Consider the following 25,730-nt stretch of genomic DNA (forward strand, 5'->3'; position numbering starts at 1 on the left):
GGAGGCAACTATGTGGAAAGTAGAAGTAAATGAAAAGTTATGCAAGAAATGTGGTATTTGTTCATCACTTTGTCCTGCAAAAGTTTTCACAAATGAGATCAATGAATTACCAATGTATACGCATCAAGAAAAATGTACAGGCTGCAATTTATGTGTTTTGCGATGCCCAGATATAGCATTAACATTAACTGGAGGTAAAGAATAATGACTCATAAACAAGATATTCGGTTTATTCAAGGTAACGTAGCTATGGTAGAAGGCGCAATAGCAGCAGGAGCTAGATTTTATGCAGGATATCCTATAACCCCTTCTTCCGAAGTAGCAGAAATGTCATCAATCAGACTTCCTCAAGAAGGCGGTTTATATGTACAAATGGAAGATGAATTAGCTAGTATGGCTGCAATAATCGGAGCCTCCGCTTCAGGTAAAAAATCTTATACTGCTACCAGCGGTCCAGGATTTTCCTTGATGCAAGAAAATTTAGGCGTAGCAGTTATGGCTGAAGTACCGTGTGTTATTATAAATGTTCAACGTTCAGGTCCTAGTACCGGACTAGCAACTAAACCTGCTCAAGGTGATTTTATGCAGAGCAGATGGGGAACACATGGCGATCACGGCATAATCGTTTTATCTCCATCAACAGCACAAGATTGCTACGATTTAATGATCGATGCTTTTAATTTCTCTGAAAAGTATAGAACTCCGGTAGTTTTTTTAGCTGATGAAATCGTTGGACATATACGAGAAAAAGTTATTATAAGAGAAATAGATGAAAATAAAATAGTACAAAGGAAGCAGCCTAAATGTAAACCTGAAGAATATCAAACATTTATGCAGGATGAAGATGGAATTGCTCCTCTAGCTCCTTATGGAAGTGACTACATAGTTAGATTATCTGGCTCCGGTCATGATAATAAAGGATTCCCATGCTCAAGACCTGATAATGCAGATAAATTTATTAGACATTATACAGATAAGATAGAAAAAAACTATAAAGATATAGTAAAAGTTAGAAAATATAATTTAGAAGATTCAGATATAACTCTTGTAACTTTCGGAGGAAGTACCAGGTCTTCCCTAGAAGCTATGAATATGGCACGCGAAGAAGGAATGAAAGTTGGGGTATTGCAATTAGTTACACTGTGGCCATTTGCTGAAGATGAGGTAAAAGAAGTTCTAATAAATTCTAATGCAGTAATTGTACCGGAAATGAATTTAGGTCAGATGATAGGAGAAGTTCAGAAACTTAACGACTATAGAACACCGGTACTAGGTATAAATAAAGTAAATAGTGAACCTATTACGCCAAAAGAAATTTTAGATAAAATAGCAGAGGTGAAAAATGAAAGCACAAGAGTATTTGGTTAAAGAAAAACTTCCATTATTTTGGTGTGCCGGCTGCGGAAACGGCAGCGTATTACATGCAATACTAAGATGCTTTGAGAAGTTGAATTACACAAGAGAGAACACAGTTGTTGTAACCGGAATAGGATGTTGGGGCAAAGCAGACGATTATGTCGACACTAATACATTCCACGGAACTCATGGCAGGGCATTAGCTTTTGGAACAGGTATAAAATTGGCCAACCCTGAATTAAATGTTGTAGTTTTAATGGGAGATGGTGACGGAGCTACAATTGGGGGAAACCACTTAATTCATGCAGCAAGAAGAAATGTTGATGTTACAGCAATTGTTGTTAATAACTTAAACTATGGTATGACAGGCGGCCAATATTCAGGAACAACTCCTCATGAAAAAATAACATCTACATCAAGATATGGGCATATAGAGCATGGTTTTGATCTAAGTGGTCTAGTAGCAGCAGCTGGAGCATCTTATGTTTCCAGGGGAACAACATATGGTATAGTTCAGCTAGAGAAATTTATATTTGAAGCTTTACAAAAGAAAGGATTTTCATTTGTAGAAGCAATCTCACAATGCCCTACACACTTTGGAAGGCTTAATGGAATGAAAAAACCTGCAGATATGTTAAATTGGTTTAAAGAAAACTCGGTTTCTATTTCTGCCGCAGAAAAGCTTACGCAAAATGAAAGAGAAAACAAGTTTGTATTAGGAAACTTTGTAAATAAAGAAAATGAAGATTATAGTACAAAATATTTACGAGTTATTAATGATGCGAAGAAAAGTAAAGAAGGAGGTAAATAAGTGAAAAAAAGATATGAAATAATCTTAAGCGGTGTTGGCGGCCAGGGGCTAGTAGTTGGCGGCACAATACTTGGTGAAGCAGCTACAATGTTTGATAACCTCAACTCTACACTTACAACTTCCTACGGCGTCGAAACCAGGGGAACGTTTACTAAATCTGATGTAATAATCAGCAAAGACGAAATATTCTTTCCTGAAGTCATAGAAGAAAATTTAGTTTTAGCCCTTGCGCAGGTTGCATATAATAAATATGCAAAATCATTGAGTGAAAATTGCATTCTTATTTATGATTGCGATTCCATAAAATCTACTTCTGATGTAAAAGCTAAACAGTATGGATTTCCAATAATAGAAGCATCAAAGGAAGTTGGAAATTTAGCAGCAGCTAATATAGTTTCTTTGGGTATAATTGTAAAAATGACAGGAGTTGTTTCTAGCGAAGCTGTAATTAATGTTTTGAAAAAAAAGTTCTCTAAAAACTCAAAAGTATGTGAGGCTAACCTTAAGGCGTTTAATAAAGGAATAGAATTAGCTGAGCAATGTAAAATTTCATCTCATTAAAGGCATATCCAAATTAAGCAATAAAAATAAATATATTTTTTAAAAGGCAGATCCCATAGTAATAAATTTAGTTTATTCATGAAAACCATAAAACATTAAAAACAGTATTCGCAATCGAAAATATCGAATACTGTTTTTATATGTTAATATTACGTGTATTAAACTCATCTATAGCTAACAGAGGTTTTATAAACTCTATGTTTACTTAAGAACTTTGTGTTTCTTCAATTTGTTTAAGCCTCTTCCATAAAGTTGTTCTACTAATTCCAAGAATGTCAGCTAAATCTGATTTGTCTCCTTCATATAATTTGCTAGCCTGTTCAATTACTTGAAGTTCAATATCTTTCAAGTTTGAAAGGCGAACATTAATATTATCATTACTTGCACTTAGATTGCTCTGTATAAAATCGTTCTCATTTTTACTTAACAAAGACTCTCTGACAAACTCTGGATCGATATAAGAGCCGTTTGATAATATCGTTGCTTTTTCAACGAAATTTTCCAATTCTCTCACGTTGCCCGGCCAACCATACTGCATCAGCAATTTGTTTACTTCTTCCGAAATTTTGGAGATACTTGTATCATATTTTTTATTCATTTTATCAAAAAACATATTTGCTAATCCACGTATATCTTCTTTTCGTTCACGCAAAGGTGGTATTCTAATATCTAAAATGTTTAGTCTATAGTATAAGTCTTTTCTAAACTTCCCTTCATTTACCATAGTTAATAAGTTTTGATTAGTTGCTGCTATGACTCTTATGTCAACATTTAAGATATAATCCCCTCCTATTCTTAGAATTTCTTTTTCTTGCAGCACTCTAAGCAGTCTCCCCTGAAGATTTAAAGGCAATTCACTTACTTCATCAAGAAATATAGTACCATTATGAGCAAGTTCAAATAGACCTGGCTTTCCACCCTTTTTAGCACCGGTAAAAGCTCCCTCCTCATATCCAAACAACTCACTTTCCAGCAGATTCTCAGGCATAGCAGCGCAATTAATAGTAACAAAAGGCCCGTCTTTTCTTAAACTAATATTATGTATACTTTGTGCAAACAGTTCCTTTCCCGAACCAGTTTCAGCCGATATTAAAATAGTAGTATCTGTCTTAGCGACTTTTTTTATCTTATATATTAGGTTCTTAATTAATTTGCTGTCTCCTACAATATCTTCCAGATGATATTTTGCATACAATCCGTTTTTATATAATTGAGTTCTTACTTTTAATTCTAGTTTCTGCAACTTTGAAACTTCTTGCAAAGAAATAATTTTATTATATACATCTTTTTCTATTATGACAGGAAAAATATTCATAATTAATTTAATATTATTGACTTCGATTATTTTATTAAATGTCATCTCTTCACTAGCCATAGCATCGACAATTACTTTTAATTGTTCTACATTGTAAATACTATCATTTAAGATGTCAGAAGATTCAACATTGAATATTTTTTCAGCTAATTTATTTAGAGTAATAATTTTATTATTATTGTCTAAAGTTAGAATGCCGCTACTTGTATGGTCTAATATTTTTTGATACCTTCTTGTTAGTTCTCGTTCCTTTTTAGATAAATTACTAATATTTGCAGCCGATATTAATGCAGTTTCAATTTCCTTCAAATCACAGTCGATTGATATTGAATTCACGCTATATTTTGCAGCTGCGTCAGCTATGCAATCACCAATTCCGATTAATGTAGTAATTCCTAGACTGATTGCTTTATTTATCTGCTCTTTTAATTCGCTGTGATTAGAATATGTAAACAATTCAAATTCTATATTTAAAATATCTTGTAATGAATATAATTCTTTTAACATGTCATGTTCAAAAACTATAAGTGCAACTTTATTACTAAATTTTTTAGCTTTCAAAAGTGTATTTAGTATGTTTAAGGTTGTTATCTCTATAGAAATAACAGGTACTGTCACTAATTTCCTGATAGTATCTGCAGTATTTCCATGACTGATTATAACATCATACTCATGCTCGTGTTGTTTAGCGTATATATGCCCATTTTTTAATATACCGCCATTATATATATGCAAGTTAATTCCTTTGCTTTCAGCTAATTTTTTAGCTTCCATAGAAATGCGCATGCTTGTTGATACAAAAAGTACTTTTCCTTCCATAAATATGCTCCTTGCTGTATGATAACGTTATTCACAATTATATACCTCGTAAAAATTAAAGTCAATCAGTTGTATAAGTAAAGAATTTTAACAATGTTTTTATTTTAAACACAGAATTTAACAATTAATCAATACTGAAAATATAATAATTCGTATTGTGTAGCTCAATCAACGTTTTTAACATATATATTTTATTGGCATGAAAGTTGCTATCTAAATATTCAAATGAATTTCTATATATCTATTTTATAGATCAAGTTAATCTATAGCATAATCATAAAAGAAAGGAGAAGTGTGAGTTTTTATCAAGGTTTATCCAAAAAATTTTTCGAAAACTATGAAGAGGATTATTTAAAATGAATTTATTATCATTTTCACACATCATTGGATTTACAGTCACTTTAATTTGTATAGCTCTTACAGGAGTATATTCCGGTAAACAAATAAAAAATGAATCGGATTTTACTACCGGCGGTGGAAAAGCAAGCTCTTTAATTATAATGGGTGCAATAATCGGAACTTTAGTGGGTGGTGCTTCTACCGTTGGAACAGCACAGCTAGCATATACTTATGGATTTTCTTCAATCTGGTTTACCTTAGGCGGTAGTATTGGTTGCTTTGTAATGGCAGTATTTTTTGCAAAACCTTTACGTGGCAGCGATTGTAGAACTATTCAGCAAATAATTTCAGAAGAATACGGCAAGCTTCCAAGTTTACTATCTTCATTGCTAGGTTCCTTAGGTATATTTATAAATATTGTTGCTCAAATCTTATCGGCAATGGCATTATTGAAATCAATGACTCCCCTTGCACCAACAATTTGTGCTGTTATTAGTATTGGTCTAATGGCTAGTTACGTTTTGTTTGGTGGCGTTTTGGGTGCAGGCGTTGTTGGTATTGCTAAAACAATATTACTATATGTTTCTGTTATTACAGGAGGTATATTGGCGATTTCCTTAAGCGGTGGTTTAAGTACTATAGTTGAATTACTTCCAAAAGCACAATATTTTAATCTTTTCGCAAGAGGAGTTGGGATTGACCTAGGTGCAGGTTTATCTTTAGTGTTTGGTGTTCTATCAACACAGACTTACATACAAGCCGTATTATCTGGCAGGAATGATAAAACTGCAATTAGAGGTGCACTAATGAGTTCACTGTTAATTCCTCCCATTGGTGCAGGTGGAGTATTTATAGGAATGTTCATGAAGCTGAACTACCCTAACATAGACCCAGCACAGTCTTTTCCAATATTTGTAATTAATCATATGCCTTCATTATTTGGAGGATTGGTTTTAGCTACACTTTTAATAGCTATTGTTGGTACAGGCGCAGGATTGTCATTGGGAATCAGTACAATAATTAACAACGATATTATACGCTGTTTTACTAAAGTAAATCCAAAAAAGAATCTTCTTTTAACACGTTTTACCATTATAGCCATTTTGTTAATAGCAATGATATTTACAACTGGTACATTACAGTCTGTTATTTTAAAATGGAGTTTCATGTCAATGGGTTTAAGAGCAGCTGTGAGCTTCTTTCCAATGTTTGGAGCACTATTTTTGCCAAAGAAAATCAATACTAAATTTGTAATAGCGTCAATAATTATAAGTCCGATTAGTATACTGATCAGCGAAATTTTGTTTGATTTTAATTTTGATACTTTATTTATAGGTTTGGGATTTAGTTTTATCTTAATGACCTGTGGATATTTTATAAACGGTAATAAACAAGGTATTAATTCAACATTAAATGGAATTGAAAAGTAATTAATAACTAATAAACAAAATAGGAGGTAAAACAATGGAGATCAAGGCAGCGAACAGAACTGAAGAATTGCAACCATCTATAATAAGGGAGGTTTTAAATAGGGTTCAAAAGCTAAAAAAACAAGGAAAAAACATTATTGATTTTTCAATCGGAAGACCAAACTTTGACACGCCAGAGCACATTAAAGAAGCAGCAAAAAAAGCTTTAGATGAGGGTAAGGTACACTATACGGCAACACCTGGATCTATGGAATTTCGTGAAGCTGTATGTAGCAGATTATATGAAGACTTTAAAATTGAGGCACAACCAGAACAGGTAATAGAAACTATAGGAGCTACTGAAGCTATAGTAGCTGCACTACAAGGAATCTTGAACCCTGGAGATGAAGTGCTAGTACCGACTCCCTCTTACGTGTATTATGATGGCTGGATTCATTTAACTGGCGCTAAGTCAGTACATGTTCCTTTAACAATAAGTGATAACTTCTCTCTAAGTGCAGATAAATTAGAAGAATACATAACAGAAAAAACCAAATGCATTATATTAAATACCCCAAACAACCCAACAGGTATAATAATAGATAGTGAAAATATCAAAAAAATAGCAGATATAGCTATAAAATATAATTTAATAGTGATATCTGATGATATCTATAATGGCATAACATACGACAATATTAGCTATGACCCCATTGCTAATCTGCCAAATATGTTGGAAAGAACAATCATCATCGGCAGTTTTTCTAAAACATATGCCATGGACGGATGGAGGGTTGGATACCTGGTAGTACCTAAAACCTTAATATCAGGAATTTTAAAAATTCATCAACATACGATAAGTTGTCCAAATACATTTGTAGAAGCTGGAAGTATTGCAGCATTAACCGGTTCACAGAATTGTGTCAAAGAAATGGTTAAGGAATTTGAACGTCGTAGAAATTTAATAATGAAAAATTTAGATGAAATGAACATTGAATATGTGAAACCAAAGGGAGCATTTTACATATTTCCGTCTATCAAAAAATACGGTTTATCATCAAGTGAAGCAGCCATGTACTTATTAGAAAAAGCAGGAGTAGCTGTAGTTCCAGGCAGTGCTTTTGGCGATACGGGAGAGGGATATATCAGAATATCATTTGCAACATCATATGAAGATATTGAATTAGGAATGAAAAAAATTAAAGAAGCATTAGATGGATTGAGTAAATAGAGAAAGAGTTAATATCAATACAGATTATACCTGCTTAATTGTTTCTGAATTAAATCGTAACTGGCAGACAATTGAACGACGCCAGTTTTAGCCAGCAATGAAATCGTTTATCTTAAGGCATGTATTAATTTGCAAAGCTTCTATATCCCTTTAAAAATTTTAATTAACATATATATACTTAACGCTTACAACTAAAAATAGGAGGAGTTTTATAATGAAAAAAGAAAAAACAACTATGTCGTTTGGAATGGCCTGCTCAGCATTGGGACTCATCATTGTCTTTATGGTTATAGGAATATTGATGTATAAAGTTAAATTACCAACTTTATTATTCTTTAGCTGGTTAATTGTAGTTCCGTTTGCTTACAAAGTAGGTTTAACCTATTCTGATTTACAAAATGGTGCTTTTGAGATGATCCGAAGAGGCATGGAAGCCATTATAATTATAATGGCAGTAGGTGCGTTAACAGGCTCTTGGATAGCATCTGGAACAGTTCCTGGGTTAATATATGTAGGTTTAAAAGTAATGTCTCCAAGCTTCTTCTTGATTACAAGTTTGTTTCTTTGTTCTATGGTTTCTCTAGCGACAGGAACTTCTTGGGGAACAATTGCAACAGCAGGTATAGCATGTATGGGAATCGGTGAAGGTTTGGGTGTACCTGCAGGAATGACTGCCGGTGCTGTAATTTGCGGAGCGTATTTTGGAGATAAAATGTCACCTTTGTCAGATACTACAAATATGTGCCCTGCTGTTGCAGGCACAGATGTCATGACTCATATAAAGCATATGTTCTACACCACTATTCCATCTTATGTAATCACGGCAATTATTTTTCTTGTATTTGGTTTTAAATACGGTTCAAGTAATGTAGATATGTCTAATGTACATGCAATAATGGATTCAATATCTGGATTATACAATGTAGGCTTTATTGCATTTATACCGGCAATACTTGTTATAACACTTTTAATTATGAAACAGTCACCGGTTACTTCTATTTTACTTGGAGCTGTAGCTGGAATAATTATCGCTGTGCTCTACCAGGGTCACCCTTTAAACTTTGCTGCCGGAACTTTATACAGTGGCTTTTCTGGAGACTTTGGTAATGAATTCTTAAACAAATTGTTAAACCGCGGTGGTATTGCAAGCATGTTGCAGTTATCAACTATTATGATAACCGGTTTAGGATTGGGAGGTATATTACGAGTATCAGGCATATTGCCCGCCATTGTAAATAAGCTTACTAATTATATTAAATCTGTAGGAAGTCTTGTTGTTACTACACTTATAATAGGATACGTCGGTAATGCAGTTGGCGGCTCGCAGTCATTTGCTCACGTAATGACAGGGACTTTAATGGAACCATTATTTATGCAATTTAAATTAAAACCTGAAAATTTATCAAGAGTTTTGGAAGATGGAGGAACAATGGGAGCACCTATAATCCCCTGGACAGGAAGCGGTGTATACTGTGCAACTATGCTGCAAGTACCATGGTCTGCATATGTTCCATATTGCTTTTTAAATTTCCTCTGCCCCATTTTTTCTACTATCTATGGATTCACAGGGTATTCAATGAAAAAGTATTCGGATGATGAAATTTCTGAAATAAAACAACAAGAGCTTAGAGCAGGAGTATAATTATTGATCAAACATTACTCTATCATTTTTTAAAAAATGGCTTTTGTAAATAATATTATAAATGTCAGGAGAAGAAAAAAATACTATACTTTTCTTCTCCTATAAGTCACTAAGCCTTAAAGCTTATTTAAATATTTAATTACTTAGAGGGAAGTATGAATTTTAATTATTTGTTTTCAGATGCAAATAAAGCCAATGTCAGTTATTTCTTATTAATACAAGATATAGTAGGTATATTGATAGTTTTACTGGGACTTAAATTATCTATTCTATATTTTTTATGTATTATTAGACAGGGTAAAAAATCAAAAAATATTATATGTCTAATGGGTAGTGTAATGCTTATACTTTCAGGGATTAATCTTGTGTTTTTTTATGAAGGCCTGAGAACATGGACTATCAGCATAGTGCTTGTTATAATTGGATTTTTATTAGGAAAATTAGCTTATAAGAAACTCTACTAAATTCAATACTAATACTTTCCTCATTATTGGAGACATCCTAAGAATGGAATTATTGTGACACAAAAGGTATTTAGAAGCTGCATTCTAAATACCTTTTTAATTGCCCTTCTTTTCTATTTAACCGCATTTGAAACAAAATAATATCCTAGCATATAAATTAAAAATAAATATATCAATAGTTCCGCATAAAATTATTTATAATAAACTCTGTAGTACATAATTGGAACTAGTATTCCTCCTCCTATGAAATTTCCTATAGCCACCGGTATAAAATTATCTAATACTACTTCTGATATAGTTATTGCACTGTCAACAATCATTGCCATGGGAAGATAAAACATGTTCGCCACAACATGCTCATAGCCACAAAGCACAAAAAGCATTATAGGAAACCAACACCCCAGTATCTTTCCTGTTGTATCCTTAGACGTTGTTGCAAACCAAACTCCAAGAGACACCAATACATTGCAAAGTATTCCTTTAAAAAGTGCCTCTGTAAATGATAGCGACAGTTTTGAATTTGCTATGTTTACAACAGTTTCCGCCATAGCTGGATTGTTGTAAATCCCCCCAAAATACAAAAACCCAACTGCCACTAGTGCTCCAATAAGATTTCCTATTAATACCTGCAGCAAGCTTGACATATAGTCCTTAAAGGTTATTTTTTTATGTAGAAGTGCAAATGTCATAAGGCAATTTCCTGTAAACAACTCTCCTCCCACAAGCACAATCAGCATCAACCCAACCGGGAAAACAGCTGCTCTTATAAATAAATTGTCATATGTAACCATAAACCCCTGAGCACCAAGAGAGATGTACAATCCAGCCATTATACTCATTATATATCGTTTTTTTACTGTCATTGCAACTTTTTTCTGTGCTGATTCTATAAGTGCTTCAGAGGTTTCTTTAGGTGTTAAACAAACATTACTCAAGTTAACATCTCCTTTTATATTGTATAAGCAAAAGGCTGTTTCCAGCCTTTTTAAATTAGAATAATCCTTTTATTTTCCCGTCAACATCAACATCAATATTTTCTGCAGATGGTATCTTTGGAAGTCCAGGCATTTTCATAATATCTCCAGTAAGTGCCACCAAAAAACCCGCACCTGAAGAAATAGTAACATCTCGAATAGTAATTTTGAAACCTGTAGGTCTGCCAAGAATCTTTGGGTCATCTGTCAGCGAATACTGATTTTTAGCCATACATATTGGCAAGTTTCCAAATCCAAGTTTTTCAAAATTTGCAATTTCCTTGCTTGCCTTCGCAGAAAATTCAACTGTATCCGCCCCATAAAGCTTTTTAGATATTGCTGTTATTTTTTCCTTTATCGGCTGATCAAGTTCATATGCAAATTCCATTGCACTTTCTTTTTGTGAAAGTCTAAGAACTTCTTGAGCTAGCTCTACTCCGCCTTCGCTTCCCTTGCCCCACACTTCAGAGAGAGCTACATTAACTTCAAGGGCTTTGCATTTTTCCTTTATAAGATCTAGTTCAGATACCGTATCTGTAGGAAATCTGTTTATGGCAACAACAGCTGGTAGCTTAAATACTTTAGTAATATTTTCAACATGCTTAAGTAAATTAGGAATTCCTTTTTCAAGAGCCGCAAGATTTTCAGTTCCCAAGTTATCCTTTGCAATTCCTCCGTTATATTTCAAAGCTTTAACCGTTGCAACTATTACAACAGCACTTGGTTTTAATCCCGTCTTACGGCATTTTATGTCTATAAATTTCTCTGCTCCAAGATCTGCACCAAAACCTGCTTCTGTTACAACATAGTCTGCAATCTTACCAGCCATTTTTGTAGCAATGACAGAGTTACATCCGTGAGCTATGTTTGCAAAAGGCCCGCCGTGTATAAATGCCGGAGTTCCTTCTAATGTTTGAACAAGATTTGGTTTCAACGCATCCTTCAAAAGCGCAGCCATTGCTCCATGCGCCTTGAGCTGTCCTGCTGTTACTGGCTGACCATCTCTTGTATATGCTACTATTATCTTTGAAAGATTTTCTTTCAGTTCAGTAACATTGTTTGAAAGACAGAATACCGCCATAACTTCAGATGCCACAGTAATGTCAAAACCATCTTCTCTTGCTACTCCGTTTGCCTTTCCTCCCAATCCGCATACTATACTTCTCAGCTGCCTGTCATTCATATCCACAGCTCTTCTCCACACTATGCGCCTTGTATCAATATTAAGATTATTGCCTTGGTGAATGTGATTGTCAATCATGGCAGCCAAAAGATTATTAGCAGCCCCTATTGCGTGAAAATCTCCTGTAAAATGAAGATTAATATCTTCCATAGGAATTACTTGTGAATATCCTCCTCCGGCAGCTCCTCCTTTTACTCCAAATACTGGTCCGAGAGAAGGTTCTCGCAACGCAACAATCGTTTTCTTACCAAGTCTTGAAAGAGCATCTCCAAGTCCTATGGTAGTTGTTGTCTTTCCTTCTCCAGCAGGTGTAGGGTTTATTGCCGTAACTAATACAAGTTTGGCGTTTTCTTTTTTGCTTAGTTCATTCTGCAAATACTTGTAATCAATCTTAGCCTTATATTTTCCGTAATTTTCTACATACTGATCAGGTATTTCAATTTTATCTGCTATCTTGTTAATTAAAATTGGCTCAGCCTGCTGAGCTATTTCTATATCACTTAAAAACTTTTTTGTCATAAAATTCTCACTTTCATATTAAAATTACTTAATTATTCCAAGGCTTGAAAGACATATAATAATCAAAGCTATTGGGCATATATATTTTACTGCAAAAAACCATATCCCATTTATTTTTGATGTATACAATCCATTGCTTGATACTTGCTCCATGGCATTTTTTTTGCCCCAAACCCATCCTACCATTATTGCGCTGAACAAACCAATTATAGGGTAGCTTATATTACTTGCAAAATAGTCGAACAGATCGAAAAACGTTTTTCCAAAAATAGTAATATTGCTCCATATCCCAAAGCCTAAACTTACAGGAATTCCTAAAACAAAACATGCAATACCTGTTCCAATACATGATTTTTTTCTTTCGAAATTAAATTTTTCTATCATAAACGGAACCACTATTTCAAGTATGGAAACTGATGAAGTTATTGATGCAAATAACAATAATGTAAAAAATATAAAGCTAAAGAATCCACCAAAAGGTATTTGGCTAAACAACCCAGGAACGGTTATAAAAACTAAGCTAGGGCCTGAACCAGGTTCAACACCAAATGCAAAAGCTGCAGGTATTACTATTAAGCCAGCTAACAATGCAACTGCTGTATCTGTCAATATTATAGACACCGTACTTTTAGGAATATTTGTTTTTTCACTAAGATAACTTCCATATACAACCATTCCTGTTGTTCCAACATTTAAAGAAAAGAACACTTGCCCGCAAGCTGCAACAATTAGTGCCATTGTAACTTTTGAAAAATCAGGTTTTAAATAAAATTCTACCCCTGCCATTGCACCGTCAAGAGTTAAACTTCTAAAAGCTAAAACAACAAGCATAACAAGAAGCGCAGGCATTAATATTTTATTCCATTTTTCAATACCGTTTTTTATTCCTTTCATAACAATGTAGACAGTGAAAAACATGAAAAAGAACTGAGGAATTAACGGTAGTATTGGATTCCCTATAAAGCTTCCAAAGAAATCTCCTACCTGTTCCGGTGCAATTGTAGTTAATGTAGTAAATGAGTTAAGCATATAATGTATAATCCACCCACCAATAACCGCATAATATGATAATACTAAAATCGCACAAAGAATACCAAGATACCCCATCCAAGCAAATTTAGAACTAATCTTTTTATATGCATCTACAGCATTAGACTTACCATATCTTCCAACAACGAAATCAACTAATAGCATTGATGCTCCAATTAACAAAATGATTATTAGATAGACAGCTACAAATGCAGCTCCTCCATTGGTTCCTGTCATATAAGGAAATTTCCACACATTTCCTAAGCCTACTGCTGAACCTGCCGAAGCAAGTATAAATCCTAATTGACTACCCCACTGCTCACGTTTTTGTTCGGGCTGAATTTTAACTTCAACATCATTTTTTGTTGACATACATTCCTCCATATAATATTTTTTATAATGTAAGCTATAATATTGGACAAATAATATTTTACTTGTCCAACATTATTACGAGAACCTTTTTTTCTTGCTAATTTTATTTGCAGTTGTTAACTAATTCCTTAAACTCATCACCAGTAAGCACTCTTCCTTTTTCAATTGAAAATTCTTTTACCATGTCCAATAATTTCCCTCGTTTGTCTTCATCTAATTCAAGATTGTATTTTTTAAGCCACATAAGGATGTTTGCACTTCCGCTTTTTTTACCAAGAAATATGTAAGGTTCAGTGTTTCCTGTTAACTCCCATCTATAAGGAAGCATAATTAAAGGATCTACATCCTTAGAATTCATCCACATATTTGAGGGCATTCCCGTTTCCCATCCAAAAATTTCTTTTCCGACAACTGCCTTAGTTGGAGGCACAGGAAATTTTGTTCTTTCTTCAACTAATTTGGAAAGTTCCATTAATTTTTCAGTTTTTATACCGGTATCAACACCATACAAGCAATTTAAAGATAATGCTAACGGTTCTAACGGACAACTGCCTGCTCTTTCTCCAATGCCATTTACAGTTACGTGGGCAACGCTTGCACCAGCTGTAAGAGCTGCTATAGTTGTAGAAACACTCAGCCCAAAATCTTCATGAAAATGAGCTTCAACCGGAAGACCAAATTTATCAATAAGTGTTTTTACTGTATAAGCTGCCCCCTCAGGAGAAAATGCACCGAATGTATCAACAAGAGCTATTGAATCAACATGCCCTCCTCCTTCAATTATAGCCTGTAATGTACTTAAAAGGAAATCTAAATCTGCACGAGAACCATCCGCTGGAAAAAACGTAACATACAAACCCAGTTCATGCGCGAACCTTGTTGACTCACATGCAGCTTTAATTGCCTTTTCAGCCGTCCATTTCATTCCGTGCTTAAGTAAATGATTGCTTCCAGGCACCTCTGCCAGCACACCATACACCCCACAGTCTTTTGCTAATTGAATATCTGACTTAACATTTCTTACAAACGCAAACACTTTAGCCTTTAATCCCAACTGGCAAATTTCTTTTATTGCCTCCGCATCTTCTTTTGATGCTGCAGGGGTCCCTGCCTCAATCCTATGAACTCCGGCCTCATCCAGTTTTTTTGCTATAGCAATTTTATCATTTTTCTTCAAAATGATATTAGGTTGCTGTTCGCCATCTCTTAATGTAGTATCTAAAATTTCAATATTAGGTGCAAAGTTAAATTTAGATACTACTTCATCTACATAGTTCGATTGGCTCACCCACCATTTACCTTCTTCTTTATAACCCATTTCAAATCCTCCTTCTGTTTTTGTTATTGTTGTAATTTTGTTTATAATGTTTTGAAATTATATCAACAATATTTTTATAGCACATAGTATATATCACCTTACTAACATTGTCAATCATTTTATAAGCTCTTGAATTTTATTTTTACGCATTTAATTGCTAATTACTTGCATATAGCTTCAAATAAACGTTTTGTTTTAGTTAATAATTTTCATTCAGCATTTATTTTTTATCTTTTTTATATTTTTATATTTCATAACTTTATTATTCTATTGACATAGTTTTAATTGTATAATATAATACACAAAACAAATAATTTGACTTTAATAATAGTAAAAGGAGTGCTATATGAACTATCAATTTTCAGAAAGAATGTCTACAATAAGATCTTCCTCAATTAGAGAAATTTTAAAAATCACACAAAACCCTGAAGTTATTTCTTTTGCAGCAGGAAGCCCGGCCTCAGAATCTTTTCCGATACAAGAGTTTTCTGAACTGTCTAAAGAAATTTATGAAAAAAATCCGGTACAAGCGTTACAGTATAATGTTACAGAAGGATACCCTCCCCTTCTCGACAAAATTTCAAAAAGGCTAAAAGAAAAATTCAAAGTAGGAAATGAAAACGATTCAACATTAGTAGTATCAGGTGGACAACAAGGTATAGAATTTATAGCAAAGGTTTTATGCAATGAAGGAGATACAATAATATGCGAAAATCCTACATTTGTCGGTGGAATGAATGCTTTTAGATCACACGGCGCAAATCTTGTGGGAATCGAAATGGATGATGAAGGAATCAGAGTTGACAATTTAGAAAAGGCAATCAAGAATAACAAAAACGTAAAAATGATTTATCTCATACCAACTTTCCAAAACCCAACAGGAAAAACAATGAGTCTAAGAAGAAGGAAAGAGGTATATGAGTTAGCATCAAAATACAATATTCTTATATTAGAAGATAATCCTTATGGTGAATTAAGATTTAACGGCGAGGATATAGCCCCTATAAAAAGCATGGACACTGAAGGAATAGTCATTTACTGCGGCTCATTTTCCAAAACATTGTCAGCTGGAATGAGACTTGGATTTGTAAACGGCCCAAGTAAAATTTTACAAAAAATAGTTCTTGCCAAGCAAGTTTCGGACGTACATACAAACATATATTTTCAGATACTTACAGATAAATACCTTGAAAAATACGATTATGATGCTCATATTGAAGAAATAAGAAACTTATATAGAAGAAAATCAAATTTAATGATAAAGACCATTGAAAAAAACTTCTATGAAAGAGTTCAGTTTACAAGACCTGATGGAGGGCTTTTCCTTTGGTGTACAATGCCTGATGAAATAGATATTAATGAGTTTACAAAAAGAGCACTGGAGAAAAAAGTTGCATTTGTCCCCGGGCATGATTTTCTTCCTGATTACGACGAGCCATGCCATTGCTTCAGATTAAATTATTCGACTCCATCCGATGAAAGCATCGTAAATGGAATAAAGATAATTGCTGAAGTTATAAATGAATTTTTAGATAAATAGATGGAGGTTATTTAAGTGTTAAAACATATACACAATCCAATTAACGGAAAAATGAGAGTTTTAGGATACTGTTCAGGTTCTGGAAACACATTGTGGAAAATATTAGAACTTCAAAAAGAAATGGAACAAACTTTTGAGGGTTGTCCCTTTGAAGTTGTGGGAATATTTTCAGACAACCCCAACTCAAAAGCTGTTGAAACAGCAATAAAAGAAAATATACCCTATAAGTCAATAGATATCAGAGAATATTATAAGCAAGCAGGTGCACCTCTTAAAGATAGAACCGTCAGGGCAAATTATGATGCTGATGCATATGATTTAATAAAGGAATTCAATGCAGACTTAATTATTTTATCAGGATATGTTTGGGCAATTACAGATATAATTATTGAGAATTATTTGGTAATTAATGTGCATCCAGGCGACTTATCTGTCATGAAAGATGGAAAAAGACTACTAGCCGGTCATAATGGAATTCAGGCAGCTTTTGATGCAAACATGGATTACATATGTTCAGCTTCACATATTGTTAACAAAAACATCGATGCAGGGCCAATTCTAATAATTTCTGAAAAGATACCTGTTGACTACAATTTGCACGAAGATAACAAAGATAGATTTGCATATTATTTAAAACTTGCCAACAATCAATCAAGAATAATCGGAGCAAGAACAATTCTAGAAATTGCTTTGGGAAATTTTAAAACTGATAAAGACAGCAAAGTGTACTATAAGAATACACCTGCTCCTCAAGGTTTAAGAATAAATAATTGGAATGAAAATGTTCCTATTTATAAAAGGAAAAATGAAACCCTTTTAAAACCTAAATCAATTGCAGTAATAGGAGCTTCAAATAAGCCTGGGATTGGATTTTCAATTTTAAAAAATTTAGTTGATGTTGATTTTAACGGTAATCTTTATGCGGTAAACAACAAAGGTGAAAATGTATTAAACTGCAAAGGCTGTACTTCTATCTTGGATATTAAAGATGATGTCGATATGGCCGTTATTTCTATTCCTTCACCTTCAGTGCTGAAAGTTGCAGAAGAATGTGGTAAAAAAGGCATAAAATCAATTATCTGCATCTCTGCAGGCTTTAGCGAAATAGGAAATGATGGAAAACTAAGAGAAGAACATTTGACGGAAATAATAAGTAAGTATAATATGCGCATGATAGGTCCAAACTGCATGGGAATTGCAAATACAGCCGATGATACAATGCTCAATTCGACAATATTATCAGTATCGCCTCCAAAAGGCAACGTTGCATTTATAACTCAAAGCGGATCTATGGGCGCTAGTATAATTGACTTTGCAAATAAATTAGGTATAGGATTTTCCGTGATTACATCGCTAGGGAACCAAGCAGATGTTGATGTTTGTGACTTAATGCCAATGCTTCAGCTAGATAATAACACAAAAGTAATACTTCTTTATTTGGAATCAATTAAAAATCCGCCAAGATTTATAAATATAATGAAAAAAATTACAAAGCCTGTCATAGTCCTAAAATCTGGCACATCCGATGCCGGAGCAAGAGCTGCAAGTTCCCATACCGGAAGTCTTTCAGGCAATGATAATGTTACCGATGCATTCTTGAAAAAAACAAATGTTATTAGAGTTGAAACTTTAGAAGATGCTTTCTTGCTTACATCAACGTTATCTAAAACAAACTTCTTGAAAGGTAATAAAATAGGTATTTTGACAAATGCTGGAGGTCCCGGAATACTTCTTGCAGATTCATTGAATAAATACGGCTTTGAAATTCCTCCGTTGAACGATGCTGTAAAAGCAGAGCTGAAGCCTATGCTTTTACCTGAAGCTTCCTTAAACAATCCCATAGATGTGGTTGCTCCTGCTCCTGCAGAACATTATTTACAAGCAGCAAAAGCAATGATTAAAAGCCAACAATATGATGGACTAATAATAAATTGTGTACCTCCTGCGTCTGTCGATACAGGAAACATCGCAAGAACTTTATTGCCTGTTTTAAAATCTTCAGACATCCCTGTACTTTCATGTTTTATAGGGCCAACACTTGGCTTAGAAGCAAAAAAAGTAATGACCAAGGAAGGCATACAAGAATTTGATTACCCTGAACAGCTAGCAAGAATACTGAATTACATGAAACAACCCATAGATTTTGAAGATGAAAAAATCAAAATTAACATAAAAGACAACAGCATCCGTATATCAAACGACATAGTCGACAAATATAAAAACGGAGGTTACGTTAGTGTAACTGACTGTTTAAATTTATTAGAAAATTACGGAATTAATATGATAAAATCTGGCTACATTAAAAACCTATATGACATTGAAAACTTAAACCTTAATTATCCCGTTGTTGCAAAAATTGACCACAAAGATATTGTTCATAAATCAGATGTTGGTGGAGTTAAAATGAATATTGAAAACAAAACTCAGTTATCTGAGTTGTTCAATGAATGGTCAACTAAGTTTACAGGTCTGGAAGGTTTGTTTGTACAAGAACAATTGAGCAATGGTTTAGAACTAATTATAGGAGGACTATATGACGAATCAGTAGGGCACTCCATAATTGTTGGTTTGGGCGGAATTTTAGTTGAAATCTTAAAAGATGTATCCTTTGGTCACGTTCCTATTACCGCTAAAGACATCAACAGAATGATTAACTCTCTAAAATCTAATAAATTGCTGTATGGATACAGAGGTGAAAAAGGCGTTAATATTAGTGACCTGAAAGAAATATTGATGAGATTGAATCAAATGCTTGTAAACCATCCAGAAATAGAAGAATTAGATATAAATCCATTAATTTTTGACAAAACTAAAAACAAATTCACAGCAGTTGACTGCAGAATTAAAATAAGAAGTTAATCTCTTTGACTTTTTTCATTATTAAAAAAACGTGATCTATTATTAGACCACGTTTTTTGTATAAGCATTAATTGTTATCGTAAGGAGAATGCACCCAGAGAAGTGTTGCAACACTCTTTGACGCAGGATTTTTCCACGAATGCTTTTCTTTACTTCTAAAAAAGAAGGCATCATTTTTCTTGAGCAAATAAACTTCATTATCGTTTAGCTTAATTTCAATTTTCCCTGATAATATAAAAATAAACTCCTGTCCACTATGTGAGTGAGCTTCCAAATTCCCACATCCTGGCTTAACAGTATACATTATCGGGTAAATACTTGTTCCCCTCTCCGCAATTAATGATTCCATCTCAACACCAGGCACACCAATACTTACTTTTTCTCCTTGCCCTAAACTAATTTTTTTCTTTTCGGAATAATCTAAATCGAAAAAATATATGGGGCTTTCTCCATAGAAGCATGCAATTTTCTCCAATACTTCCAATGTTACGTTAGCATTTCCGTTTTCAAGTTTGCTAAGGTGAGATGTTGAAATCCCTACAGCCTTACTTACTTCTTCAAGAGTATATCCTATTTTCTCTCTGCATTCCTTCCACCTCTTGTTAAGAAGCTTTTTAGAATAAACCGGTTGTTTTTCTTTTTCAACAATATTCACGAGTGGATTACTGCTGTTAATAGACGGCAGTATTTGCGCAATTCCATTTCTGCTGTTTTTTTGTATATTAAGTACTTCTTTAATCTTTTTTAAAGATTCTATATCATCCAATGTATAAATCCTGTAATTATTTTCTCCTCTTTTAGCAACAAATAATCCAGATTTCTCCCAGTTTCTTATTGTAGCCGGTACTACTCCAATCACCTTGGCAACATCGTTTATGCTAAATGTCAAGTTGTCTTTTGAGTATATTGAATCGTTCATTTTTCACCATTTCATTCCCATTTATTTAGTAATTTAAATTATATATTAGTTGTTTTTTTTTGTCAAATATAATTAATATATCCGCTCCGCCCTTGGTTATCTTCTTATCATCTCTATTTATCTCTAACAAAAAATAAATCGACATTATAACTTTTATCCTAAAAAGCTTTCTGTTTCAAAAATACTTAAAACGCAGTATTTTTTTATGTAGTACAAACCTAACACAATCCAATTAAAAATATTCCGTAAAAAAAGTCATGGATGACATAAAAAAAAAGATGTATACATCAATTTTTACATAGCTGCATACATCCCTTTGCTTTAAGTTTACTAATGTTAGACACTTACGACAATATTATACCTTTGCCCATTGACTGGGCTTTAGTTGTTAATATTTCAGATTTTTCAATAAATTCTTCTATTGTTTCTCCTCCGTATTCCACAATCGATCCGCAAGCACTTAAATTGTTGTTGAATTTCAAGCTGTAACTTTCTATTTCTTTTTTTATTTTTTCAGTCAGTATTTTTGCAATGTCAATATCGACATTGTTCAAAATTATCATAAATTTATCGTTTCCGTATCTCCCTACAACATCTATTTTTCTTGCATTTGCACTTAAAATATTTGCAACATCATGAATTATATTGTCTGCTTCATCCATACCATACATTTTATTTATTTTTTTAAAATCATCTATATCCAACACAAGAAGACAGAAATTAATATCTTCTTCCACATAACTGGAAATACTGCTTTTTATGCTTTCATTCATAAATTGAAAATTATATAGATTAGTAAGCATATCCGTATTAGCTCTTGCTTTTATTTCATTTTCGAGGTGTCTTATAACTCTTTCTTTTTCAAGCAGAATTCGTTTTGTCTCCTTTTTTTCTGTCATATCCTGCATTGCAATATAAAAAGTGTCTTCCTTAAATCCAAAAACACTGAATCTCACATATTTGTCAAAACCTACAACGTATTGTTCGATAATTTTATGTTCACTTGTCATCGCCGCTTCACTCAATATTATCGGCCAGTCAAATATCGAATCTGCTATAGCTGGAAAAACTTCTTTCATTTTTTTATTTAGAATTTCATCAACTGTCTTTCCGGTTATTATTTCTGTCTGTTTATTTGCATAAATTGCAATTATATCTATTTTATTTGATTTATCTTTAACTATTTTACATTCAACAATCCCATCGGATATGTAATTCGCAAATTCCTTCATATTCTAACCCCTTTCGAAGCATTTTAAATATCTTCAAAGTCTCCAAAATCATCAATGCCTGCTTTGAGCAAATACGATGCTGCTTTTCTAACTGTACTTAATTCAAAGCCTTTATTAATAAGAAATCTCGATAATTTTACATATTTTTTTCTGTCGTCTTCTTCTTTCAGAGAGCTAATTTTCTTTAATCCCACTGAATACGCCCTTTTTAATTCATCCTCCTCTGACAAACATTTTATTTTTTCTTCAATTGTCTCTCTTTCTATTCCTTTTTCATATAATAGCTGTTTTATTTTTCTTTTGCCATATTTTGAAATATTAACTTTATCGTTTATCAGCATCTCGCTGTATCTTTCGTCATCTAGATACTTCTGATTCTTCAGCTTCAAAATTGCACTATCGATAAAGTCTTCATCATATCCTTTTGTTTTCATTTTGGTTCTTATTTGTTTTTCACTCATGGCACGCCTTGATAATAATGTCAGTGCGTAGTTATATACATGTATCTCCTCTTCCGCTTTTAATATTTCATCAATAAATAGTTGCTCGATCTCCATATTCTTAGCCAACGAATACTTCATCATAATATTCAAATCAATACCAAAAGCAAAAGCATCATCAAGATAGATATTAACTCTATCTCTGTTATTTTTTTGAATTTCTATTTTAGTGATTTTTTTCATATATTTCCTCATATATTTTCTATATTTTAACATAAAAATCGAAATTTATCAAATAAATGTATACACCCTATAAACCGCTCTGTCAACTTTTCTAGGGCAGTCTATGCTCAACTCATCGCAAAATATATAAAAAAAGAATAACAAATGTTATCCTCTACAATATATAAATCTTTTAGCTTAGGCTTGCCTTTTTAGGGCCTCTATATGTCTTTTAAGAAACATTATGGCCTCTGATTTTTCTTTGTTTGCAGGCGTTATATGCTCCCAAACCTGCATAAAATATTCTTCGAAAGCTTTTATGAAAGTCGGTTCTTCGATAGATAGCCTTATTGACGGGTAATTGGTTCTATCATTATAACTTTCATAAAATAGTGCTTTTCTCTCCTTCAGTACAAAAGAAAAGTTTTTAGCTGTTATCAAATTTTCTATTTTTCTATTTATAAATGAAATCTTATAATGTTTATATTTTTTTATATTATGTATGATGTTTTCCAATATTTCAATAATTTCTTCTATTTCTAATTTTATATGTTGAACTCCCGCATAATAATTCATGCAAAATTTATTTGTCTGTATTAAGCTACTTACTGCGTCCATAAGGTATATTTCGTTGTATTCATAACTTTTTATATTTTTTTGAAAGGCTTCACGCTGTTTTTTGTAGTTATTGAAAGCAAATTTTACTATGTCATCGGAAAGATTTAACTTATTAAGAAATTTTAAATAAATATGCTCAGGAAGCATTGTTGAACCCAAACCGGATCGGAACACCATACGATTTCCTATTGTTTCATCCGATTCTACTAAATTTCGCCAATATTCCATGTATGCTTTTGAGTCATAGTTTTTTATTAACGGATGAGCATTTTTTTCCATCATTGATTCAAAATGGTCCTTAAATGCATTAACAGCACTTGTGCATTTCAGATAAAACGCTGCATTCAATCCTATGTTACAATTATGCGCAAAACCAGACATTGCGCTAGTATTAGGAATTATAAGCATTTCTCTTTCTGCGTCGCACATAGCATAATTAATGTAATAATAAATATTAAGCTTTCCTGAAAACATCAATGGCATGGAAAGCCTGATAAAATTTAATATTCTGCTAAAATTATTGTCCAATTTCATTAGAATAATAATTTCCCACCCATTTTTTATCATTGTGCCTAAATAACTTTGCAATTTCAGCATTTCGCCATTATTTTTGCTAATATTGCTGTTGTAAGTTAAATAAATAATTTTATTTTCTTTATCCTCGTTTATTGCTTCATCAAGCATATTAAAAGCATACTTGATTATATTTTCAGAACCAAAAATAACTTTATCATTGCTTGACATTCCAAATATACCGTCTATCATTTTTGTTTGTATCATATCTTTAGCATTCTTTACTTCTACATCTATTGTACCAAAGGCTTTAAATCCTTGAACTTTGGCTGAGTTTTTCGTTTTGTCTAAATGTCTTTTTCTACATTCAAATGAATATCCCTGAGCTTCTAACAGAATTCTTTTTATCTTTTCTTCTGTATCACATGAATTATTGCTATATCCATGTTTAGCAATAATTTCATTTAAGTTCTTGTTCTGATATGCATTGTAAACGTTTTTTGACATGTACAATGCTATGTTATCAATATAAGATGAACCGTAAGGAGGAATTCTTTCCCCATGAACCCATCTGTTAACAAGTGAATTATCTACATTAATATACTTAGCCAGGCGATTCATGCTTATATCTAACGCTGAAAGCATGAATTTGAGGCATTCACCAAATGTCATATTGCTCATGTTTACCTGTCTTCCTCTTTTTTATTACAAAAATTAATGAACTTATGTTACCATAGTATAATGCTTATTGACTACTATAATATCACCATAAGTTCACTTTTTCTATATTTAAGCATTGACATATAAAATTAATATATTCCTACTGAACCATTGATTTATTAATAAAGTCATTTTTTAACAATAAACTTAATTCTTCTGCCGGAGAAGGCAAATAGAAATAGTATCCCTGAAGCATATCGCATCCCATATGCTTAAGCTGATTGCATTGCTCAATAGTTTCAACTCCCTCTGCTATAACCTTTACTCCTATTCGATGCCCAAGTGAAATTATGCTGTCAATTATAATTTTACATCTGTTATTTCCCATGTTTGCAACGAAAGATCTGTCTATCTTTATACTTGTAAATTCAAATTCCTGTAAGCATTTTAAGCAGTTATACCCTGTGCCAAAGTCATCAATTGATATTCTTATTCCCATTTCCTTTAGAACTTTTAGTGTTTGTAACGCGTGTTCGTTTCCCATTAACTTTAAACTCTCTGTTATTTCCAGAACAAGATTATGCGGCTTCAGCCCAAATTCATGCAGCGTAGTAACCACAGCTTCAGCAAAATTGTGTTGCTGAAGCTGCAAAGACGAAACGTTTACTGATATACCACTATTTGTGCAGCCATTGCTATACCACCTTTTAAGCTGCATGCATGCTTTTTTAAGAATGTGCATACCAACAGGAATTATGTGCAACTTCTCTTCCAAAACGGGAATAAACTTGTCAGGGCTTACAGTACCTGCTATGGGGCTGTTCCATCTAGCTAACGCTTCTATCCATCGAATCTCATAAGTTGCAGCATCTACTATTGGCTGATAATGTACGAAAAACTCATTATACTCTAAGTTTTCCATCAAAATGCTGATTTCCTCATGGCTATTTTTTAACATTATTCAAGCTCCTGCTTGTTATGCTCTCCAAATTCAGCACATTGACTAATTTATTGTTATACTTAATAATGTATAGTATGTAGTTATCATCAATATATTTAGCCAATGTATCAGTGTCAATAATGTCTTCTTCGGATATTGAAACAATCATCTTAACCTCATCAACAATAAAGCCTGCATCATAATTATTTGCAATTACTATATAAGCATTATCATGGGCTGCACTTATTTCCAATCCAACTATACTTCTAAGATTTAATATAACATGCAGTTTGCCTCTTAAATTGCATGTTCCTTCCATGTATGCCGAAGAATTAGGTATCTTCGAAACAGGAATATATTTAATTATTTCATTTACTTGTTCTATCGGAAAACCGTAGTCTGTTTCCCCCAATTTAAAAACTACTATCTGCTTAATTTCTGCCAT

Annotated in this window: 21 protein-coding genes; 10 read left to right on the top strand and 11 right to left on the bottom strand. The window is 33.0% G+C overall.

Going from position 1 to position 25,730, the window contains the following annotated elements; translation table 11 throughout:
• Positions 1-10 precede the first annotated feature (10 nt).
• From RBQ61_RS02040 to RBQ61_RS02055, 4 genes are read left to right on the top strand one after another with little or no spacing between them, the layout of a single operon-like run.
• Positions 11-205, top strand: coding sequence for a ferredoxin family protein (locus RBQ61_RS02040; protein ID WP_308138876.1), 195 nt, complete (start codon positions 11-13; stop codon positions 203-205).
• The gene (locus RBQ61_RS02045) at positions 205-1,368 is read left to right on the top strand and encodes a 2-oxoacid:acceptor oxidoreductase subunit alpha (protein ID WP_308138877.1); all 1,164 of its coding nucleotides are present in this window, start codon (positions 205-207) and stop codon (positions 1,366-1,368) included. Before RBQ61_RS02040 ends, RBQ61_RS02045 begins: the two co-directional genes overlap by 1 nt.
• Positions 1,343-2,167, top strand: a complete 825-nt coding sequence (locus RBQ61_RS02050) for a thiamine pyrophosphate-dependent enzyme (protein ID WP_308138878.1) — start codon at positions 1,343-1,345, stop codon at positions 2,165-2,167. The genes RBQ61_RS02045 and RBQ61_RS02050 overlap by 26 nt, the downstream gene beginning before the upstream one ends.
• Positions 2,168-2,728 (top strand): 2-oxoacid:acceptor oxidoreductase family protein, encoded by a 561-nt coding sequence (locus RBQ61_RS02055; protein WP_308138879.1) that lies wholly within the window; start codon positions 2,168-2,170, stop codon positions 2,726-2,728.
• A 205-nt stretch (positions 2,729-2,933) separates the two neighbouring features.
• Here RBQ61_RS02055 and RBQ61_RS02060 read toward each other — a convergent pair whose 3' ends face one another.
• Positions 2,934-4,862 carry a sigma 54-interacting transcriptional regulator gene (locus tag RBQ61_RS02060; protein WP_308138880.1) on the bottom strand — a complete coding sequence of 643 codons (1,929 nt, stop codon included), beginning with the start codon at positions 4,860-4,862 and terminating at the stop codon, positions 2,934-2,936.
• A 356-nt stretch (positions 4,863-5,218) separates the two neighbouring features.
• Between RBQ61_RS02060 and RBQ61_RS02065 the strand changes: the two genes are divergently transcribed.
• The 4 genes from RBQ61_RS02065 to RBQ61_RS02080 all read left to right on the top strand — a co-directional run bounded on the left by RBQ61_RS02065 (position 5,219) and on the right by RBQ61_RS02080 (position 9,947).
• Entirely contained in the window at positions 5,219-6,631 is a 1,413-nt protein-coding gene (locus RBQ61_RS02065) for a sodium:solute symporter (RefSeq protein ID WP_308138881.1), read from the top strand.
• Between the two features lie 34 nt (positions 6,632-6,665).
• Positions 6,666-7,841 (top strand): pyridoxal phosphate-dependent aminotransferase, encoded by a 1,176-nt coding sequence (locus RBQ61_RS02070; RefSeq protein WP_308138882.1) that lies wholly within the window; start codon positions 6,666-6,668, stop codon positions 7,839-7,841.
• 214 nt (positions 7,842-8,055) lie between these two features.
• Entirely contained in the window at positions 8,056-9,483 is a 1,428-nt protein-coding gene (gene nhaC, locus RBQ61_RS02075; RefSeq protein ID WP_308138883.1) for a Na+/H+ antiporter NhaC, read from the top strand.
• A 155-nt stretch (positions 9,484-9,638) separates the two neighbouring features.
• On the top strand, positions 9,639-9,947 hold the full coding sequence (locus tag RBQ61_RS02080) for a hypothetical protein (RefSeq protein ID WP_308138884.1): 309 nt from the start codon (positions 9,639-9,641) through the stop codon (positions 9,945-9,947).
• 191 nt (positions 9,948-10,138) lie between these two features.
• On the opposite strand, the gene RBQ61_RS02085 is transcribed toward RBQ61_RS02080, so the two are convergent.
• The 4 genes from RBQ61_RS02085 to RBQ61_RS02100 form a co-directional block, all read right to left on the bottom strand.
• Positions 10,139-10,882, bottom strand: coding sequence for a formate/nitrite transporter family protein (locus RBQ61_RS02085; protein ID WP_308138885.1), 744 nt, complete (start codon positions 10,880-10,882; stop codon positions 10,139-10,141).
• Between the two features lie 55 nt (positions 10,883-10,937).
• A complete protein-coding gene (locus RBQ61_RS02090) occupies positions 10,938-12,623 on the bottom strand; it encodes a formate--tetrahydrofolate ligase (protein WP_308138886.1) in 1,686 nt (561 codons plus the stop codon).
• Between the two features lie 24 nt (positions 12,624-12,647).
• A complete protein-coding gene (locus RBQ61_RS02095) occupies positions 12,648-14,024 on the bottom strand; it encodes a sodium-dependent transporter (protein ID WP_308138887.1) in 1,377 nt (458 codons plus the stop codon).
• A gap of 103 nt (positions 14,025-14,127) precedes the next feature.
• Entirely contained in the window at positions 14,128-15,342 is a 1,215-nt protein-coding gene (locus RBQ61_RS02100) for a LeuA family protein (protein ID WP_213925805.1), read from the bottom strand.
• Between the two features lie 346 nt (positions 15,343-15,688).
• Here RBQ61_RS02100 and RBQ61_RS02105 point away from each other — a divergent pair, with 346 nt between their 5' ends.
• Complete coding sequence (locus tag RBQ61_RS02105) at positions 15,689-16,882, top strand: PLP-dependent aminotransferase family protein (RefSeq protein WP_308138888.1); 1,194 nt, start codon at positions 15,689-15,691, stop codon at positions 16,880-16,882.
• A gap of 15 nt (positions 16,883-16,897) precedes the next feature.
• Positions 16,898-19,741, top strand: a complete 2,844-nt coding sequence (locus RBQ61_RS02110) for an acetate--CoA ligase family protein (RefSeq protein WP_308138889.1) — start codon at positions 16,898-16,900, stop codon at positions 19,739-19,741.
• 67 nt (positions 19,742-19,808) lie between these two features.
• Here RBQ61_RS02110 and RBQ61_RS02115 read toward each other — a convergent pair whose 3' ends face one another.
• From RBQ61_RS02115 to RBQ61_RS02140, 6 genes are all read right to left on the bottom strand, one after another.
• Entirely contained in the window at positions 19,809-20,660 is an 852-nt protein-coding gene (locus RBQ61_RS02115) for a helix-turn-helix domain-containing protein (RefSeq protein ID WP_213925802.1), read from the bottom strand.
• Positions 20,661-21,004: 344 nt separating this feature from the next.
• Positions 21,005-21,892 carry a GGDEF domain-containing protein gene (locus RBQ61_RS02120; RefSeq protein ID WP_308138890.1) on the bottom strand — a complete coding sequence of 296 codons (888 nt, stop codon included), beginning with the start codon at positions 21,890-21,892 and terminating at the stop codon, positions 21,005-21,007.
• A gap of 23 nt (positions 21,893-21,915) precedes the next feature.
• A complete protein-coding gene (locus RBQ61_RS02125; protein ID WP_308138891.1) occupies positions 21,916-22,575 on the bottom strand; it encodes a regulatory protein RecX in 660 nt (219 codons plus the stop codon).
• A 177-nt stretch (positions 22,576-22,752) separates the two neighbouring features.
• Positions 22,753-24,366, bottom strand: a complete 1,614-nt coding sequence (locus RBQ61_RS02130; protein WP_308138892.1) for a helix-turn-helix transcriptional regulator — start codon at positions 24,364-24,366, stop codon at positions 22,753-22,755.
• 139 nt (positions 24,367-24,505) lie between these two features.
• Positions 24,506-25,303: a bifunctional diguanylate cyclase/phosphodiesterase gene (locus RBQ61_RS02135; protein WP_308138893.1), complete on the bottom strand. Its 798-nt coding sequence runs from the start codon at positions 25,301-25,303 to the stop codon at positions 24,506-24,508.
• A complete protein-coding gene (locus RBQ61_RS02140; protein WP_308138894.1) occupies positions 25,290-25,730 on the bottom strand; it encodes a chemotaxis protein CheW in 441 nt (146 codons plus the stop codon). Before RBQ61_RS02140 ends, RBQ61_RS02135 begins: the two co-directional genes overlap by 14 nt.

It is taken from the genome of Sedimentibacter sp. MB35-C1 (assembly GCF_030913635.1).
In the GTDB taxonomy this organism is placed as follows: Bacteria; Bacillota; Clostridia; order Tissierellales; family Sedimentibacteraceae; genus Sedimentibacter.

Coding starts and splice junctions, on each gene's coding strand:
- RBQ61_RS02065 (WP_308138881.1), top strand. CDS start 5,219: ATGAATTTATTATCATTTTCACACATCATTGGATTTACAGTCACTTTA.
- RBQ61_RS02070 (WP_308138882.1), top strand. CDS start 6,666: ATGGAGATCAAGGCAGCGAACAGAACTGAAGAATTGCAACCATCTATA.
- nhaC (WP_308138883.1), top strand. CDS start 8,056: ATGAAAAAAGAAAAAACAACTATGTCGTTTGGAATGGCCTGCTCAGCA.
- RBQ61_RS02095 (WP_308138887.1), bottom strand. CDS start 14,024: ATGTCAACAAAAAATGATGTTGAAGTTAAAATTCAGCCCGAACAAAAA.
- RBQ61_RS02080 (WP_308138884.1), top strand. CDS start 9,639: ATGAATTTTAATTATTTGTTTTCAGATGCAAATAAAGCCAATGTCAGT.
- RBQ61_RS02050 (WP_308138878.1), top strand. CDS start 1,343: ATGAAAGCACAAGAGTATTTGGTTAAAGAAAAACTTCCATTATTTTGG.
- RBQ61_RS02140 (WP_308138894.1), bottom strand. CDS start 25,730: ATGGCAGAAATTAAGCAGATAGTAGTTTTTAAATTGGGGGAAACAGAC.
- RBQ61_RS02045 (WP_308138877.1), top strand. CDS start 205: ATGACTCATAAACAAGATATTCGGTTTATTCAAGGTAACGTAGCTATG.
- RBQ61_RS02100 (WP_213925805.1), bottom strand. CDS start 15,342: ATGGGTTATAAAGAAGAAGGTAAATGGTGGGTGAGCCAATCGAACTAT.
- RBQ61_RS02120 (WP_308138890.1), bottom strand. CDS start 21,892: ATGAAGGAATTTGCGAATTACATATCCGATGGGATTGTTGAATGTAAA.
- RBQ61_RS02130 (WP_308138892.1), bottom strand. CDS start 24,366: ATGAGCAATATGACATTTGGTGAATGCCTCAAATTCATGCTTTCAGCG.
- RBQ61_RS02135 (WP_308138893.1), bottom strand. CDS start 25,303: ATGTTAAAAAATAGCCATGAGGAAATCAGCATTTTGATGGAAAACTTA.
- RBQ61_RS02125 (WP_308138891.1), bottom strand. CDS start 22,575: ATGAAAAAAATCACTAAAATAGAAATTCAAAAAAATAACAGAGATAGA.
- RBQ61_RS02060 (WP_308138880.1), bottom strand. CDS start 4,862: ATGGAAGGAAAAGTACTTTTTGTATCAACAAGCATGCGCATTTCTATG.
- RBQ61_RS02090 (WP_308138886.1), bottom strand. CDS start 12,623: ATGACAAAAAAGTTTTTAAGTGATATAGAAATAGCTCAGCAGGCTGAG.
- RBQ61_RS02105 (WP_308138888.1), top strand. CDS start 15,689: ATGAACTATCAATTTTCAGAAAGAATGTCTACAATAAGATCTTCCTCA.
- RBQ61_RS02115 (WP_213925802.1), bottom strand. CDS start 20,660: ATGAACGATTCAATATACTCAAAAGACAACTTGACATTTAGCATAAAC.
- RBQ61_RS02040 (WP_308138876.1), top strand. CDS start 11: ATGTGGAAAGTAGAAGTAAATGAAAAGTTATGCAAGAAATGTGGTATT.